Origin of the sequence: Bradyrhizobium sp. ORS 111 (assembly GCF_045571485.1) — a bacterium.
GTDB lineage: Bacteria > Pseudomonadota > Alphaproteobacteria > Rhizobiales > Xanthobacteraceae > Bradyrhizobium.
Window position 1 is genome coordinate 7202577 of the sequence record NZ_CP120701.1, and the last position, 16574, is coordinate 7219150.

Consider the following 16574-nt stretch of genomic DNA (forward strand, 5'->3'; position numbering starts at 1 on the left):
TGAACCTCGCTGATTTCCCTCACGAAACCGTGTGGCATCAGCCGTAACAAGGCGTCCGTCCGGCCGTATCTTGAGGCGTCGGAGCGAGCCTGCCCGATTGCGAATGCCGGCCCTCGCTCTAAACTGGCCCCCAAACCGCGATCCCACGAGGAACCCATGTCCCGTCGCACCCTCAGCCGCCTTTCACTGTGCGCCGCCACGATCGGCGCGTTGGCCGTCGCCGCCTTTGCCACAGCGCCGTCGCGGGCGGCGGAGGACGCCGTGATCATTCCGCCGCCTGCGACCGACGCGCAGGAGAGCGGCATCAAGACCGCGGTGCTGGCGGGCGGCTGCTTCTGGGGCGTGCAGGGCGTGTTCCAGCACACCGCCGGCGTCGTCAGCGCGGTTTCAGGTTATTCCGGCGGCAACAAGGCGACCGCGGACTACTCCATGGTCTCGACCGGCACCACCGGTCACGCGGAGTCGGTCGAGATCAAATACAACCCGCAGCAGATCTCCTACGGCAAGATCCTGCAGATCTTCTTCTCGGTCGTGCACGATCCGACCCAACTCAACCGCCAGGGCCCCGACACCGGCTCGCAATATCGTTCCGCGATCTTCACCACCAGCGACGAGCAGAAGAAGGTGGCGGATGCCTATATCGCCCAGCTCAACGCGGCCAAGGTCTATCCGAAGCCGATCGTGACCAAGGTCGGCGCGCTGCAGGCGTTCTACCCGGCGGAGGGTTACCATCAGGACTACCTGACGCTGCACCCGAACCAACCCTATATTGCGTATAACGACATCCCGAAGGTCGAGAACCTGAAGAAGATCTTCGCGGCGAACTACATCGAGAAGCCGACACTGGTGAACGGCAGCAAGGTCACCAATTGACGGAACAGTTTCCGTCATTGCGGGCCAACGGGTCGCGCGAATGCGCGCCCGATGACGGGCTCCGCGAAGCAATCCATGTCGCGATAAGCGGAGGGATGGATTGCTTCGTCGCTTCAGCGCAAGATTGCCTTGCAATTTTGTCGCGAGCTTCTCGCAATGACGACTAACGAAGGAGTTTCCATGTCCGACACCAAGACTGGCGGCAAGGTCCACAAGAGCGAGGCCGAGTGGCGCAAGGAGCTGACGCCGATGCAGTATGCCGTACTGCGCGAGAAGGCGACCGAGCGTCCGTTCTCCGGTGAATACGAGCATGAGCAGCGCAAGGGCACCTATGTCTGCGCCGGCTGCGGCCAGGTGCTGTTCGAGTCCGACCAGAAGTTCGATTCCGGTTGCGGCTGGCCGAGCTTCTCCAAGCCCGCGGTCGAGAGCCACATCGACGAGGAGCAGGACACCAGCCACGGCATGATCCGCACCGAGGTGCTGTGCTCGAAATGCGACGGTCATCTCGGCCACGTCTTCAACGACGGTCCCGGGCCGACCGGCCTGCGCTACTGCATCAACTCGGCGGCGTTGAAGCTCGACCCGAAATAGGCGCCGGTCACCACATCAACGTGATCGGCGCCACGGCCAAGGACTCGCAAGCCGGAATGTGATTTGCTGTGCTTGCGGGGCCGTCGGCGTCTCGCCGAGCGGCTGCCGCCTGTTTTGAGGAGGGCGCCATGTCGCTTGGACTGATCCTCATCATTCTCCTGCTGATTATCCTGCTCGGCGGCTATAGCGGCCGCATCCGCGGCTACGGCTATGGCCTTGGCCATTCCGGAATGGGGCTTTTCGGGGTAATTTTGGTCGTGGTCCTGATCCTGGCCTGGCTCGACAAGTTATGATCAGCATAACCACTTGAAATACATGGACTTATCGAACCGGTTCCCGTGCCATGCATGGATTCATCATGTGCCTTGTCGGGGCGGTTCTGGGGTCGCATTTCTGTCAAAGAAGCCTATATTAGCAGCGGAAATGACACGTACGGCGCGCCGCCCGTCGCAGCCCGCCGTCCCCAAAAATCCCTTCGCCGCGCTAGCGCCAAAAAGACAAGAGGTCGTCGACCATGCGTCCCATGCGTCCGTTCAACTTTAACACGTCCGCCGAACTGTTCCCCGCCGCGATCCGCAAGAAGAAACGGGCCGGCTTCGCTTATCGCCGTTTCGGCACTGCCGCCGAAGCCGTGCGCTTTGCGATGGAAGAGCTGCCCGCGGATTCCTTGAACGGCGCCTATCTGCAGGTCGAGGAAGCGCGCTTCGATCAGAACGGCATCCGCTCGCTCTATGAGAGCGAGGCCTTCCCGCTGCCGCGCCGCCCGCGTCCTGCGCCTGCCCAGACCGACGCCGACGCCGCGTAACTGTTTCTGCCTCGCCTTAACGAAAAGCCCTCGGACATTTCCGGGGGCTTTTGTTTTTGGGCCTTTTTGTTTCGGGCCTTTTGCCTGCGCAAGCGCTATTGCCGCGGCTGCTTGTCGAGCCAGCGGCGCAACAGCCGCACATTGCGGATGTTGGCACGGAACATCACGTCGAACGCATCGCCCGCAACCGGCACCAGACCGACCACGCCGTCGACGGCGACGTTGGCGAGCATCCGCGCGGTGATGTGCCAGGGCGCGCCGAGCAGGCGCGCCTCGCGCACCAGCCACAGCGAGATCGCAGTGGTGATGATGTCGCCGATCACTGGGACCAGGCCGATGATCCCGTCGATGCCGTAGCGAATCTTGGTGCCGGGCAGGATGAAGGCGACGTCGAGCAGTTTTGCGATCATCTCCAGCCGCGCCAGCCGCTGCTCGCGCGTCAGTTCGCCGAACGGATTGGCGCTGGAGGTGCGAAAATCGAACTGGAAACCGTCGAACTGCTGAAACGGCGCGGCGTCCGGAATCTCACGGCCATCCTGATCGATGACCTTGCTGCGCGCCTGCGCTCCGCCGAAGGGCGGCCGCGATCGCGAGCGATGGGGCGTGAAGATGTCGTCCTCGGGCATGGTCATGACATGGTAACGCGATTGCACGATGCAAGTTGCGGCACATTACCGCTGTGTCATGTCCGATGTCGCGCCTCTCGATTCATCGTGTCGACAAAAGCGGATGCGACGCAGCGTGTGGTGCGGCCCGAGGTCACACTCCGTCATTGCGAGCAATCCATGCCTCAGCGCATGCGGGGCGATCAATGCAATTTTGTCGCGAGCTCCTCGCAAGGTGCAGTCCGGGGCAACTCAGTGATTGGCGCGTGAGGGACGCACCGGCGGACGGGTTCCCTCTCCCCTTGCGGGAGAGGGTTAGGGAGAGGGGTGCCACACGACGTGAACTCTCCGTGTTCGTCACGGCGACAAGCAATTATGATTTGCGCGGACGATGCGCTCATCGGTCATCTCGCCCGCGGCTTACCCCTCTCCCCAACCCTCCCCCGCAAGGGGGGAGGGAGCCTGAGCAGCGTGCTCACCTCACTCTTATTTCGACAGCGACCGCAATTGGACATCTCGGCGCGCGCTGGCGCCTCGCATGGCGGAGACAGCGAGATTACAAGACGGACGACGTCATCGGGCCGACGTCGCCGGAGCTTGCAGCTCCTCGGCATATTTGTGTGCCGCCCAGGACGAGATCACGCCCGGCACGAAGCCGACCAGCCCGTAGATGACGAACTGCGCGAGGCCGCTGTCCGGTCCGTGCGAGGCATACGTCAGCGCCGCTGCGACAAATGCGATCACGCCGACGAGCAGCATCCGCACCACGGCCGAAATCGACCGGACATGCATCAGGATGTCGTCGATCGCGCCGAACATCAACGCCGGCACGATGCCGAACAGGTAGTTGTATTGCAGCGACTTCGCGAACACCGCGAACAGCTTCGCAACCTCGCCGCCATGGGTCTCGGTCCAGTAGCCCGACTGGTAGGTGGTGGCGAGCAGCAGCAGGAAGCCGCCGATGAACGGCCCGATGGCCGCGAAGATGAGGTAACGTTTCATGGCGCGCCCTTGGAGCGTAGGCATTCAGTCTAGCGCAGTCGTGCAACGGTGCTACGGGAAATTGAACTCGAAGCGTTCCTCGCTGTCGTGCCCGCTTCAAGCGGGGCATCCACTGCGCTGCAGCGTATCGGTGAACGTTCGGCGTCTCGGATATCGGGTCGCCCGGACGAGTCCAAGCGACGACGAACGGCAAGAGGCGAAAGCCCCCTACTCCCCCCACGCCGCGAAGGCTTCGTTGAAGGCACGCTCGCCCGGGGCGCCCTTCTCGATCGCGATGATGGCGCGGCGCTGGTTGGTGTAGACCAGCGGCACGTCGAACCAGGAGCGCTCCTTCAGGAGCTGCAGGTTGCGCGAGCGGTCGGCGTCGACATTAGAGAGGCCGACCAGGAAGAAGCCGTCGGTGACCTTGACCGCAAGCCCGGCGAGCGGCGTGCCGCGCGCCTGCTCGTTGGACTTCATCAGGATGCCCGGCACATTGCCGACGCCGCCATTGGCGAAGTCCTGCGGCAGGATGAAGGTCAATTCCGCCGTGTGGCTCGCCGGCAGCGAGGTGTCGGTGTTGCGGCGGAACGACATCGTCATCTTGAACTTGCGATCGGGGATGTCGATGTCGGCGCGCACGGCGATGTCGGGCTGCTGGTTGCCCGACGCCTTGACCTGTTCGGTGCGCCACACCACCGAGCCGACATATTGCTTGCCCTTCGGATCGGACGGATCCTCGTCATAGAGCACCACGCGCTGCGCCACCGGGGCGACCGGCTCGCCCGACGGCTGGCCGACGCGGTCGGCGATCTTCGGCTTCACCGCGGGCGCGGAGGCATCCTTCGGCGCCTCGACGGACGACGACGATTTGAACAGGCTGCTGACATAGGTGACGGCCGGCTTGCCCCACAGCAACCCGGCGCCGACCAGGATCAAGATGATGCCGATGACGATCGCGGTCTTGAACGGGAACATCGAGCCGGTGCGGATCCGCTTCTTCGGCTCGCGATCGGCATTGCCAGTCCGCTTTCGCTGCTGCTGTGGCGGCGGCGCGTAGCGCTCGGCCTCCTCGATCGGCTCGTCGTAGGAGAACTCCGCATCCGGATCGGCGCCCCGGTTCTCCATGTTCGGCTCGAGCCGGTCGAATTCCGGCGAGGGCGACGGCACATTGGCATAGGTCTTGCGCGCGTTGCGGCTGGCCTGCGCCGCGGCGCGGCCGAGATCGTCGGCATCGGCGGTGATGTCGCGGAAGCCGCGGACGCCCGGCGCTGCGGGCGGTACCGGCGGCGGCGCACCCTCGGCCCGGCGCGGCGCGGCCGGGCGTTCGCGGGTCGGCGGCACCTGCGCGTCGGCAGGCGGCGGCGCCGGCGCGGTCTGTGGCCGCGACGGGGCAGCCGGCGGCGCATCGGCGCGCTGGTTGCGCGGGCGCGGATCCGGTGGCGGCGGATTGGACAGGCGCGGCCGCGCGGGCGGCGGCGCAGCGGCGGCGGAATTGGCTTCCGGCGGACGGGCATTGGCGCGACGGAAGGCATCGCCACGTCCGCCGCCCGGGCGGGCCGCGTCGCGGGCGCGCTGGGCAGCCTCGGCTTCGACCTTGCGGACAGCTTCCTCCAGCGACAGCCGCTCGCGGGTGATCTCGGATTCGGAAAGCGGCGGCTGCACGCCGCGGAGCTGCTGGATCAGTGCCGCCCGCGCCCGCTCATAGAGCGCGCGGCGGCTTTCGCCGGGAGCGTTGGGGTCCAATCCGGCGATGGCACGGGCAATCAGCGGGTAGTAGTCAGCCATTTCCACACAATTGGTGGGATATAGGTAATATCCCGTTAAGCCTCGAACGGATTCTGTACCAGAATTGTATCCTCACGTTCCGGGCTGGTGGACAACAGGGCGATCGGACACCCCACCAGTTCCTCGACCCGGCGGACATATTTGATGGCCTGGGCCGGCAGGTCCGCCCAGGACCGGGCATTGGCGGTCGGCTGCTTCCAGCCTTCGATGGTCTCATAGATCGGCTCCACCCGGGCCTGCGCGCCCTCGCCGGCCGGAAGGTGGTCGACCTCCTTGCCGTCCAGCATGTAGCCGATGCAAACCTTGATGGTGTCGAACCCGTCGAGGATATCGAGCTTGGTCAGCGCCAGTCCGGCGATGCCGCAGGTCCGCACGGTCTGGCGCACCAGCATGGCATCGAACCAACCCACCCGCCGCTTGCGTCCGGTGTTGACGCCGAACTCCCTGCCGCGGCGGCCGATCTCCTCGCCGATCTCGTCATTCAGCTCGGTCGGGAACGGGCCCTGCCCAACGCGGGTGGTGTAGGCCTTGCAGATACCCAGCACATAGCCGACGGCGCCCGGCCCGAGGCCGGTCCCGGTCGCAGCCTGCGCCGCCACCGTGTTCGACGAGGTCACATAGGGATAGGTGCCGTGATCGACATCGAGCAGCGCGCCCTGCGCGCCCTCGAACAGGATGCGCTTGCCCTCGCGACGCTTGAGGTCGAGCAGCCGCCACACCGTTTCGGCATAGGGCAGCAGCTTCGGCGCCATCGCCGACAGCTCGGCCAGGATGGTCTTGCCGTCGATCTCCTCCAGATTGAGGCCGCGGCGCAGCGCGTTGTGATGCGCCAGCAGCCGCTCGATCTTGTGCGGCAAGGTGTCGAGGTCGGCGAGGTCCATCAGGCGGATGGCGCGGCGGCCGACTTTATCCTCGTAGGCCGGGCCGATGCCGCGGCGGGTGGTGCCGATCGAGGTGATGGCGTTGCTCGATTCGCGCAGCGCGTCGAGCTCGCGATGCAGCGGCAGGATCAGGGTGACGTTCTCGGCGATGCGCAGGTTGTCGGGACCGACCGCGACGCCCTGCCCCTTCAGCTTGGTGACTTCGTCGAGGAAGGCCTGCGGGTCGAACACCACGCCGTTGCCGATCACCGCAAGCTTGTTGGGGCGCAGCACGCCGGACGGCAACAGCGCCAGCTTGTAGGTTTCGCCATTGATCACGAGCGTATGGCCGGCATTGTGGCCGCCCTGGAAGCGCACGACGATGTCGGCCTGTTCCGACAACCAGTCGACGATCTTGCCCTTCCCCTCGTCGCCCCACTGGGCGCCGACGACGACAACATTGGCCATTTCGAAGCTGTTCCCTTCAGGTGTTCCTCAAACCATGATCGCGGCGAAAACGCGTCCACCCACAGCGATCATGCGGTTCATGTGCCCAGCCCAAATCACGGCCTCAGCCGTTCGCATGCAAGGCGCCTAACCGGATAAAGGAAGCGGCTCGGCTGCGCAAGCAAGAAGGGACCGTTCTAACCCTTTTGGGTGGGGTCCAACCCCTTGATATCCCCTAAAAATTCCGGAACGCGCGAGCCGGCGGCAGGCTGTCGCGAATTTAATGTTGGCGCGACCTGCGGGAAATCCTGCCGTTGGTTGATCGCCGCCGCCATTGCGACGATCATCGACTTCCATTAACCGGCTCGATCCATGCCCAATGCGACACCCGCGACGATGGCCCTGAGGAAGCTTGGCCTCGCCTTCAAGCTCCACACCTATGTCTACGATTCCAATGCGGAGAGCATCGGCTTGCAGGCTGCGGAGGCGCTCGGGGTCGAGCCGAACCGGATGCTGAAGACGCTGATGGCGGAGGTCGACGGCAGGCCGGTCTGCGCCGTGGTGCCGTCGGACTGCGAGCTCAGCATGAAGAAGCTCGCCGCCGCAATGGAGGGCAAGTCCGCGAAGATGATGCGCCCGGCCGACGCCGAGCGCCTGACCGGCTACCACGTCGGCGGCATCAGCCCGTTCGGGCAAAAGAAGCGTGTGCCGACCGCGATCGACGAATCCGCGCTCAACCATGTCACCGTCTTCGTCAACGGCGGGCAGCGCGGCCTGCAGATCGAGATCGATCCCAACGACGCCGCAGTCGCCGCCGGCGCCAGGATGAAGGCGCTGGTGGCGACGCGGGGGTGAGCCTTCGCCCTGCCCGGATCAACGCGAAGGTTTGTCGTCGGCGAGCTCGGCGCCGATGAAGTCCGAGAGCCCCGACAACTCTTCTTCCGAAATGTCGTTGACGTTGAGGCGGATCTGCATGATCGCGAGGTCAAGCAGATGTGCGGCAAAGGTCGCGCCCGCGGCCATCACGATGCCACGCTGCTGCGTCAGCACAGCGATGACATCGCGCAGCCGGCGGGCGTGCGCTTCGTTCATATCCCCTTGCCTGTTGCTGACTAGTCGTAAGTGCGTCGTCATTGGGACAGCGATTGCAATGTGGCGGCGGACGGTACGCCGACCTGTGGAACGTAGGGCATCGGATGCATCTCATCGAAATGCAGGACGCCGGCACGCGCCTGCCTGACTTCGATCTCGATCTTCATGGGCGGCGGGATCAGCGTCACTGACGCTTTCGGCCAAGGCGCCGGGTTCGGGCTGACACCGGTGAAGCGATAGGCCGCGGCGATCTCGAGCGCGAGGAGCTGGAGCTCGAGCATCGCAACCCCCATCCCTGCGCAGGCGCGCGGGCCGGCACCGAACGGGATGTAGGCGTCGGTATTGTAGCGCCGCGTCATCAGGAAGCGGTCCGGCTCCTCGAAATGCCGCGGATCGCGCTGCAACTGCCAGGGGCAGATCAACAGCGAGGTTCCGGCCTTCAGCTCACGCCCGCCGACCGTCACCGGCTGCATGACCTCGCGGGAGAACCACCAGGCACCAGGATAGAGTCGACAGACTTCCTTCACCAGCGTGGCGCTGACATCGGCGCGACGCACCGCGTCGGGACGCAATTCGCCATTGTCGTCCAGGCAGCGATCCGCCTCGCTGGCGATCGCATCCATCAGCTCCGGATCGGTCGCCATGTGGTACAGCACCCAGGCCGCAGCGGTGCCCGTCGTGTGATGGCCTGCAAGCAGGAGCGTCAGGATTTCGTCGTGCAGGTCCTGATCGGAAAGGCCGAGTTGCTCGAATTCCTTCAGGGCGCTCGTTGCACGGGCTCGCTCGCGCAGCCTCTCGACGACGGTCGACATCGCGAGCTTGGCGAACTTCCGCCGCTGCTTGCGCCGGTGCCAACCGATCGGACCAAGCGGCATTACGCGGAACATATCGTCCGCGAGGTCATCCTCGATCATGCCGACCGCCTGCACCAGCGCCTCTTCGTCACCGGAGGAGATCACTTGCGTGCCGAACACGGCGATGCAGATCGTGCGCAGCGCCAGCGCGGCGGTGAAAGTATGTGGATCGAACGAGCCCATCCGCGCCAGCTTGGCGCCGACCGCGCGGATCTCGGCGCACATCTGCGGCAAATACCGCTCGACGCTCCCCTTCGCCATGTGCTTGTGCAGCACCGCGCGGCGCCGTTTGTGCTCGTCGCCATGCAGCATCAGCGAGCTGCGACCGAACACCGGCGTCAGCTTCTTGATCAGCCGCCCCTTGCCGATCTCCGTCTCTGGCGCCTTCAGGATCGGCCGGATCAGATCCGGATCGGTGACGAGGAAGACCGGACTTGGACCAAGATGCAGCGGCTCCAGCCCCAGCGGCGCGGCATTGCCGCGTTCAAGCAGGAACCGGAGTGGATCGTGCCGGAATGCGCGAACGTCCGAAAACATGTGTGGCATCGTGGATCTCCAGTTGCCGTCCAAGGTCGAGGAAGCCGGTCAGGCGGGGGTTTTCAGCGGGGTTGAGCGGGATCTCGCCGGCGAGCGCCTGCAGCGGGCGGCCGAAGCGATCGTTGCCGATCACCTGCGGCGGGCCGTAGCGGCGGGTGTGGATGCCCATGCGCGTGAGGAAGCGCTCATAGGCGGGGTCGGCCATCGCCACCAATGCTTCGGCCCCGCGCAATTCGGCAAAGCGAAACATCAGCGCGTAGTTCAGTCGTCCGACATGCGCGTTTGCAGCGCCGGACAGCACGCCGAAGCGGCTGATCTCCCAGGCATCGGAGCAATTGGGGAAGCGACCGACCGCAAGCTGCGGAAAGACGGACTCGGTGAGATAGGGATGATCGGTGCGGATCGCGCGGAAACCGCCGACCAGCTCCGGGCCAAAGAACAGAAGACAATGCTCGGTATACCAGGTGTCGAACTGATCGCGCTCGACGTCGCCGGTCGTGGTCAGCAGCCAGCCACGCTGGTCGACGAACAGACGCTTGCGCAGCCTGAGCATCGCCTCGACGCAGGCCGGATCGCGCTCTTCAGTTGTGATGATGGCGTGATACGCCTCCAAAGGGTGCGACATTGCTCTGCCTCCAGATTCCGCGACATCTGGGACAAAAAGGCGTAGTTATGGTACCCCCAATATCGGGGGTTTTAGGCGATGGGCCTGGAAGAAGCGATTTCAAGCATCGAGACGTCGCAAACGATAGACGAGCTTCGCTCATCGCTGCATCGGATCATCCAGAACTACGGCTTCTCAGGCTTCACCTTCATCGATGCTGGCCGCCCCGAACTCGACATACCCTATTATACTGGCACGCACCCTCCGGCTTGGGAGCGGACCTATTTGCAAAACGATTTCGTCCATTGCGATCCGGCGCTGGCGCGAGTGCGGCGAACCAACACGCCGTTTCACTGGGGCACCCTGAAGCTGCCGGAGCGGCAGGGCCGCAAGCGCCCTCCGGAGCTCAAGATGATGGACGCCGCGCACGATCACGGCTTTCAGCAAGGCCTCGTCGTGCCCTTCCATTACCGCGACCGGCTCGGCGCCATCCATTCGAGCTCGACGGTGTTCTTCTGGGAAGACCAGCCGCGCGCATTCGACAAGCTGTTCCTCTGCCACCGGCACGAGTTGCACCTGCTCATGGTGTATTGGGTGCAGCGGGCAATGGATATCGTCAATCGCGACCAACGAAACGCACCGGCGATTCTGAAGCCTGCCGACGCCGCGGAAACCATCACCCTCACGGGCCGCGAGAAGGAGGTGATGGCCTGGGCCGCCCGCGGCAAGACGGTCGCCGATACGGCGCAGATCCTCGGTATCTCGCCGGAGACCGTGGAAGGCTTTGTCAAACAGGCGCTGCGCAAGCTGAACGCCTCCAACAAGACCCACGGCGTCGCAAAGAGCATCGCGCTCGGAATCATCGACCTGTGAGGTCCGCTCCGGTCCAGGCGACGTATCCGGGTTGGATTCGCCTCGCCAATCGCTCCCTGATTGCATTCGCGCGTTATCTTGGTAATAAGGTGCGGGCCGGATGAATGGCATGCGATCATTTCCGTGGTTCTGCGATGATGCCGTGCATCCGAAGGATTTGCAGCGGACCGGCAAGGACGCCGATCGTCCCAAGGTGATTTCCATGTTCGAGAAGCGCGCCACGAGGGCGAGTCGCCGATGACAGGACGATCCCGCGAAATCGATCAATTCGTGAAGGCGCGCTGGCGCGCCATCGGGCTGTCGCCGAACGATCTTGCTGAGGTGCTCACGACGGTTGCGGAGCGGCCTGCGAAGGCCGGCCATGACGAGAGCAGCGTCGGCGGTGGCCGGCTGATGCACGTCGCCACCGCCCTGGGATTGGCCAGCGGGTGCGACAGCGCAGGGGCGTGCGGATCGGATTCGCCCGACACCATACCCGCCGAGGCATTGCTCGAATTGAGGTTGCTACGGCTGTTCCGCGACCTGCACGACCCCGACACAAGGCGGATGCTGGTCCAACTGGTCGAACAGATCGTCAAGCGCCAGGGCGCGCCGCGCAACGCGGATTGAGCTCGATCCCTCACGGATTGTGCATGGTCGCGATGCATCAGGTCCCATTGATGGCGCGCCAGAATCCGTGTCTGTGATGTGAGCCGGGGAGTCCAATCCGGCCCGGCGGCTGCGCGCCGGGCGGACCGCGGCGTCGTCAACCCGGTCCTTTGAATGTCCGCTTCCGAATCCGCCACAACGCCTGCGTCCGGTTCCTGGATCGCCAACCAGCCGTACCTTCTGCTCTGCATCACCGCGATGTGCTGGGCCGGCAACGCGATCGTCGGCCGGCTCGCGGCCGGACATATTCCACCGGTGACACTGTCCTTCCTGCGTTGGACCGCGGCGTTCCTGATCATCCTGCCGTTTGCCTGGAAGCATATGGTGCGAGACTGGTCCGCGATCCGCAGCAAGCTCGGCATCATGATGCTGCTATCGATCACCGGCATCAGCGCCTTCAACACCCTGCAATACTGGGCGCTCGAGCACACCCAGGCGCTGAACACGCTCTTGCTGCAATCCGCGGCGCCGCTGGTGGTCGCGGTGTGGTCGCTGATCCTGCTCGGCGCGCGGCTGACGGTGGCGCAGGCGCTCGGCGTGCTGCTATCGCTCTGCGGCGTGCTGGTGATCCTGCTGCATGGCGATCTCACCACGCTGTCGAAGATCGAGTTCAACAAGGGCGACCTGATCTTCACCGTCGCGCTGATCATCTTCGCGCTGTATTCGGTGCTGACGCTGAAGCGGCCCAACATCCACGGCCTGTCGGTCGCCTGCTTCACGTTCGGCTGCGGCGCGCTGTTTCTGGTCCCGTTCTTCATCTGGGAACTCAATGCGCGCCCGGTGATGCAGCTCACATCAGGCAATTTGCTCTCGCTATTCTATGTCGCGGTGTTCCCCTCGACGGTGGCCTATATCTGCTTCAACCGCGGCGTGCAGCTCATCGGCGCCAACCGCGCCGCGCCGTTCTTCCACATGGTTCCGGTGTTCGGCACCGTGATGTCGATCGTGTTCCTCGGCGAGCATCCGCAGGCCTTTCATTTCATCGGTTTCGCCCTGGTGCTAGCCGGCGTCTTTGCAGCGTCCCGGAAGCAATCGGCGTAATGCTCAATTCGCGCCCGCGGCAGAGACGACCACGCGGTGACTATCGGCCGGAAATCCGCTATCTCTAGGCCCGCTTTGCGAACAGGTCTTGAACAATGGCGCGCGCCAGCAATGTGATGATCGGCACCCTGACGCTCGCCTTGATCGCGGGCTCGCTGGTCGGCTGGCTCGGCTATCAGCGCTATGCCGGCATCAAGCGGCAAGTGCCGTTCCGCGTGATCTTCGAGGGCTCGGCCTCCGGTCTGCGCCGGGGCGGCAGCGTGAACTTTGCCGGCGTGCGGATCGGCGAGGTGGTCTCGATCAGGCTCGACCACCACCGCGTGGTCGCGATGACGCGGATCGAGAACGACGCGCCGATCAAGAAGGACACCGAGGTCGGCCTCGAATTCCAGGGCCTGACCGGGATTGCCGCGATCTCCTTCACCGGCGGCACCGACGCCGCGCCTCCGCCGGACCGTGGCGCGGACGGCATTCCGGAGCTGACCGCCGATCCCGAAGGCACGATGGGCGTGCCGGAAAAGCTGCGCCGCGCGCTTGGCAACGTCGACCGTGCCATCATCGAGAACGAGGCCGCGGTCAAGGACACGCTGCAAGGCTTCGAGAACTTCACCAGCTCGCTGTCCGGCAACGGCGAACTGGTCACGAGCTTCGTCGATGCCGCCGAGACCGGCGTCAACGCGGTCGACGACAAGATCACCGCCACCGACAAGTTCATCAACAGCCTCGGCAGCGAGAAATACGGCGGCAAGCTGCTGCCGACCGTGATCTCGCTGCGCGAGCTGATCCAGAGCTTCGACAAGAAGTCCGGCGTCTTCATCGCCGAGACCCGCAGGACGCTCGGCGACGTCAGCCAGTCCGTCAACAAGTTCAACGAGAGATTTGTCGGGCCCGGCGGCAGGCGCTGAAGCGCGATGAGACTGCATCGTCATCGCGCTTTGTTTGCGCATGATCTCCGTGCAAACGCTCCCGCGTTTGCCGCGGGGAAAACCGCTTCACACTGTTCCGGATGATGCGCTAGGCTGCGCCATCAAGAACCAAGAACAACGGAAACGCCCAACGTGCACGATCGGACCACCGCGCCCTCTCCACCTCCCGTCACCGTGACCCGCGCCACGAGCGCCGTGCCGAGACATCTGCGACGCTATCTCACGCTCGACGATTTCGAGCCGCAAGCGCGCCGGCTGCTGCCGAAATTCCTCTACGGCTACATCTCCGGCGGCGCCGAGACCGACGCGGCGCGCACCGACAATCGCAAGGCATTCGACGAATACGGCTTCGTGCCGCGGGTGCTGAAGGACGTCTCCGCCCGCGACCAGACCACGACGCTGTTCGGCAAGACCTACGCCTCGCCGTTCGGCATTCCGCCGATGGGTTCGTCGGCGCTCTGCGCCTATCGCGGCGACATCGTGCTGACGCGCGCCGCTGCTGCGGCCAACGTGCCGATGATCCTGTCGGCGTCGTCGCTGATCACGCTGGAGGAGGTCCGCGCCGCCAATCCTCAGGCCTGGTACCAGGCCTATCTCGCCGGCGTCGACGCGCGCATCGAGCCGCTGGTCGATCGCGTCGCGGCCGCGGGCTACGACACCTTCGTCGTCACCGCCGACGTGCCGGTGCCGCCGAACCGCGAGAACAACATCCGCAACGGCTTCCAGGTGCCGCTTGCGATCACGCCGCGGGTCTTCTGGGACACCGTCACGCATCCGGACTGGCTGCTGAACACGTGGGCGCGCACGGTATTCAACCACGGCATGCCGCATTTCGAGAACATGGACGCCAAGCAGGGTCCGCCGGTGCTCTCCAAGAACCTGATGCGCAATATCGGCAACCGCGACCAGCTCGCCTGGAAGCATGTCGAGCTGATCCGCAAGCGCTGGCCGGGCAAGCTTGTGGTCAAGGGACTTATCTCGCCGGAGGATGCGCGGCTGGCGCGCGAGCACGGCTGCGACGGGGTGATGGTCTCCAACCATGGCGGCCGGCAGCTCGACTACACGGTCTCCGCATTGCGCACGCTGCCGGAGATCGCGGCACAGAAGGGCGATATGACCGTGATGGTGGACGGCGGCATCCGCCGCGGTACCGACGTGATCAAGGCGCTGGCGCTCGGCGCCGACTTCGTGTGGGTCGGCCGCCCGTTCCTCTACGCCGCTGTGGTCGCAGGCGAGGCCGGTGTGGCACGCGCGATCTCGCTGCTGCACGCCGAGATCGACCGCGACCTCGCCCTGCTCGGCATCCGCAGCCTGAAGGAGATCACGCCCGATCTGGTGCGGAAGTTTTAGAGAGGCGTACGGTGGTGGAGGAGCTCGCCACCGCAGGTGCGCGCGGCCAAAATATCGAAAACAACCCCATGCAAAGGAGCGGCCGGCTGCCGGCGTTCGACAAGGCAGCTTGACCTGTCGGGCAAATCAGGTATAAATTTCTAATATTCCGAAGTCATACAAGCCCCGCTGCCCGCCCTTGCGAGACGTCATTGAAGGCAGCCCCTGCCCGCTGCGCCCTTCGGGCCTAGCGATCTCCCAGCGAGCGCAGGACAATCGCACATGACATTTGCAGAGGCGGTCCGCCGGCTTCGTTTGCCTCTCCCGCTTGCGGGGGAGGCCGACGCGCGCGTAGCGCGCGGCGGGTGGGGGCGGGGGCTCTTTCCACGATGTGACTCGTGGAGAGAGCCCCCACCCCAGCCCTCCCCCGCAAGCGGGAGAGGGAGTCGACTGCCGGTGTCGTTGCCCCTCCCATCTCATATGCAATAGCCCTGCCCGCGAGCGGGAGAGGCAAGACAAGATCAGGCATCAGACAAGATCAGGCATAGCGTGCCGCGCCCATGCAGAGCGCGGTGATGGCGAGCAGCCCGGCTGCGATGCGCTGGGCGACCGCGAGGCGCGAACGTGCCGCTGACGCGTCGCCCGCGGCATTGCGCAACTGCCTCACAGCACCGCCACCGAGGATGATCTGCACCACGACCGCGGCGAGCGCTGCGATCGCTCCGCCCGCCAAGATCTGCTCGGACAGCGCGAACGAGCCTTCGTGAACCAGACGCCACAGCGTGGCGCCGGTCACGATCGCCACCGTGGCGGCGCCGATCTGCGGGACCAACAGCTTTTCGCCGCCGAGGCCGCCGGTGCGCGCCAGGGTGAAGCTCGACCCGGCCCAAAACACCGATGACAGAATATGAAGGGACAGCGCTATGATCAGGACGGTCTGCATGATGTCGCTCCCACAACAAGGCTCTGGAAATTAGTTATACATAATGTATAGTCAATTCGACGAAAGCAAGGCAAGCGAATGCCGCCGCGCAGCTATGTGAGTTCGGTGCGCAACGCGGCCGCCGCCGAGACGCGCGATCGCGTGATCGAGGCGGCGGCGCGAACGCTGCGCGGGGAAAACATCGCCCGGTTCTCGCTGGACGTGGTGGCGAAGGCGGCCGGCGTGACGCGGCTGACCGTCTACAACCAGTTCGGCTCGCGGCGCGGGTTGTTGGAGGCGGTGTTCGACGAGATCGCGAAAGCGGGCGGGCTGCATGGGCTCGCAGACGCCATGGCGATGGCCGATCCGCGCGCCGCGCTCGACCGCCTGGTCGAAATCTTCTGCGCGTTCTGGAGCCGGGACTCGGCGGTCGGCCGGCTGCATGACGCGATGGTGACCGATCCCGAATTCGCCGAGGCCGTGCGTGACCGCAACGAGCGCCGCCGCAAGATCTTCACGACGCTGGTCGACCGCATGGCCAAGAAGGGCGCTTCACCACAGATCCGCAAGGATGCAGCCGACCTGCTCTTCACGCTGACGAGCTATCCGACCTTCGCCTCGCTCAGCGCGGGGCGGTCGAGAGATGACGCCTGCCGGCTGGTGCAGCGCGCTTGCCACGCTGCGGTCGCGCCGCTGTCAAACCCGTCGACCTGAGCGCCTGCCCCACCCGTCATTGCGAGTTCGGACCGGGCCGCGATCCAGCCGCAAAGATTATGTCATATGGCGGCGCTACGCTAG

At 64.9% G+C, this 16574-nt stretch carries 21 protein-coding genes; 12 read left to right on the top strand and 9 right to left on the bottom strand.

Translation table 11 applies throughout. The features are described 5' to 3' along the window. The first annotated feature begins 156 nt into the window (after nt 1–156). From msrA to P6U30_RS33245, 4 genes are all read left to right on the top strand, one after another. On the top strand, nt 157–873 hold the full coding sequence (gene msrA / locus P6U30_RS33230; protein WP_407166940.1) for a peptide-methionine (S)-S-oxide reductase MsrA: 717 nt from the start codon (nt 157–159) through the stop codon (nt 871–873). A gap of 180 nt (nt 874–1053) precedes the next feature. Next, nucleotides 1054–1464 (top strand): peptide-methionine (R)-S-oxide reductase MsrB, encoded by a 411-nt coding sequence (gene msrB / locus P6U30_RS33235; protein ID WP_407166941.1) that lies wholly within the window; start codon nt 1054–1056, stop codon nt 1462–1464. A 128-nt stretch (nt 1465–1592) separates the two neighbouring features. Further along, nucleotides 1593–1757 carry a DUF3309 family protein gene (locus tag P6U30_RS33240; RefSeq protein ID WP_407166942.1) on the top strand — a complete coding sequence of 55 codons (165 nt, stop codon included), beginning with the start codon at nt 1593–1595 and terminating at the stop codon, nt 1755–1757. A gap of 221 nt (nt 1758–1978) precedes the next feature. Continuing rightward, nucleotides 1979–2269, top strand: coding sequence for a hypothetical protein (locus P6U30_RS33245; protein WP_407148706.1), 291 nt, complete (start codon nt 1979–1981; stop codon nt 2267–2269). Nucleotides 2270–2364: 95 nt separating this feature from the next. Here the strand turns inward: P6U30_RS33245 and P6U30_RS33250 are convergent, their stop codons facing one another. From P6U30_RS33250 to P6U30_RS33270, 5 genes are all read right to left on the bottom strand, one after another. After that, nucleotides 2365–2901 (bottom strand): DUF4112 domain-containing protein, encoded by a 537-nt coding sequence (locus P6U30_RS33250; protein ID WP_407166943.1) that lies wholly within the window; start codon nt 2899–2901, stop codon nt 2365–2367. Nucleotides 2902–3447: 546 nt separating this feature from the next. Then, nucleotides 3448–3876, bottom strand: a complete 429-nt coding sequence (locus P6U30_RS33255; RefSeq protein ID WP_407166944.1) for a DUF5413 family protein — start codon at nt 3874–3876, stop codon at nt 3448–3450. 207 nt (nt 3877–4083) lie between these two features. Further along, nucleotides 4084–5643, bottom strand: coding sequence for a hypothetical protein (locus P6U30_RS33260; protein ID WP_407166945.1), 1560 nt, complete (start codon nt 5641–5643; stop codon nt 4084–4086). A gap of 35 nt (nt 5644–5678) precedes the next feature. Beyond that, entirely contained in the window at nt 5679–6971 is a 1293-nt protein-coding gene (locus tag P6U30_RS33265; protein ID WP_407166946.1) for an adenylosuccinate synthase, read from the bottom strand. Nucleotides 6972–7147: 176 nt separating this feature from the next. Further along, nucleotides 7148–7297, bottom strand: coding sequence for a hypothetical protein (locus P6U30_RS33270; RefSeq protein ID WP_407166948.1), 150 nt, complete (start codon nt 7295–7297; stop codon nt 7148–7150). Between the two features lie 25 nt (nt 7298–7322). Here P6U30_RS33270 and ybaK point away from each other — a divergent pair, with 25 nt between their 5' ends. After that, entirely contained in the window at nt 7323–7805 is a 483-nt protein-coding gene (gene ybaK / locus P6U30_RS33275; protein WP_407166949.1) for a Cys-tRNA(Pro) deacylase, read from the top strand. Between the two features lie 18 nt (nt 7806–7823). On the opposite strand, the gene P6U30_RS33280 is transcribed toward ybaK, so the two are convergent. From P6U30_RS33280 to P6U30_RS33290, 3 genes are read right to left on the bottom strand one after another with little or no spacing between them, the layout of a single operon-like run. Beyond that, the gene (locus P6U30_RS33280; RefSeq protein WP_407166950.1) at nt 7824–8042 is read right to left on the bottom strand and encodes a hypothetical protein; all 219 of its coding nucleotides are present in this window, start codon (nt 8040–8042) and stop codon (nt 7824–7826) included. Between the two features lie 38 nt (nt 8043–8080). Beyond that, complete coding sequence (locus P6U30_RS33285; protein WP_407166951.1) at nt 8081–9433, bottom strand: cytochrome P450; 1353 nt, start codon at nt 9431–9433, stop codon at nt 8081–8083. Beyond that, on the bottom strand, nt 9381–10058 hold the full coding sequence (locus P6U30_RS33290; RefSeq protein ID WP_407166952.1) for an acyl-homoserine-lactone synthase: 678 nt from the start codon (nt 10056–10058) through the stop codon (nt 9381–9383). Before P6U30_RS33290 ends, P6U30_RS33285 begins: the two co-directional genes overlap by 53 nt. 78 nt (nt 10059–10136) lie before the next feature. Here P6U30_RS33290 and P6U30_RS33295 point away from each other — a divergent pair, with 78 nt between their 5' ends. The 6 genes from P6U30_RS33295 to P6U30_RS33320 all read left to right on the top strand — a co-directional run bounded on the left by P6U30_RS33295 (nt 10137) and on the right by P6U30_RS33320 (nt 14875). Further along, nucleotides 10137–10910: a LuxR family transcriptional regulator gene (locus tag P6U30_RS33295; RefSeq protein ID WP_407148715.1), complete on the top strand. Its 774-nt coding sequence runs from the start codon at nt 10137–10139 to the stop codon at nt 10908–10910. A gap of 109 nt (nt 10911–11019) precedes the next feature. Next, on the top strand, nt 11020–11151 hold the full coding sequence (locus P6U30_RS33300; RefSeq protein WP_407166953.1) for a hypothetical protein: 132 nt from the start codon (nt 11020–11022) through the stop codon (nt 11149–11151). Further along, complete coding sequence (locus P6U30_RS33305) at nt 11148–11519, top strand: hypothetical protein (protein WP_407166954.1); 372 nt, start codon at nt 11148–11150, stop codon at nt 11517–11519. The genes P6U30_RS33300 and P6U30_RS33305 overlap by 4 nt, the downstream gene beginning before the upstream one ends. Before the next feature lie 153 nt (nt 11520–11672). Continuing rightward, nucleotides 11673–12599 carry a DMT family transporter gene (locus P6U30_RS33310; RefSeq protein ID WP_407166955.1) on the top strand — a complete coding sequence of 309 codons (927 nt, stop codon included), beginning with the start codon at nt 11673–11675 and terminating at the stop codon, nt 12597–12599. Nucleotides 12600–12694: 95 nt separating this feature from the next. After that, complete coding sequence (locus tag P6U30_RS33315) at nt 12695–13504, top strand: MlaD family protein (protein WP_407166956.1); 810 nt, start codon at nt 12695–12697, stop codon at nt 13502–13504. 216 nt (nt 13505–13720) lie between these two features. Beyond that, nucleotides 13721–14875, top strand: a complete 1155-nt coding sequence (locus P6U30_RS33320; protein ID WP_407170600.1) for an alpha-hydroxy acid oxidase — start codon at nt 13721–13723, stop codon at nt 14873–14875. Between the two features lie 517 nt (nt 14876–15392). Here the strand turns inward: P6U30_RS33320 and P6U30_RS33325 are convergent. Further along, on the bottom strand, nt 15393–15797 hold the full coding sequence (locus tag P6U30_RS33325) for a hypothetical protein (protein ID WP_407166957.1): 405 nt from the start codon (nt 15795–15797) through the stop codon (nt 15393–15395). Nucleotides 15798–15875: 78 nt separating this feature from the next. Here P6U30_RS33325 and P6U30_RS33330 point away from each other — a divergent pair, with 78 nt between their 5' ends. Next, the gene (locus tag P6U30_RS33330) at nt 15876–16490 is read left to right on the top strand and encodes a TetR/AcrR family transcriptional regulator (RefSeq protein ID WP_407166958.1); all 615 of its coding nucleotides are present in this window, start codon (nt 15876–15878) and stop codon (nt 16488–16490) included. Nucleotides 16491–16574: the final 84 nt, after the last annotated feature.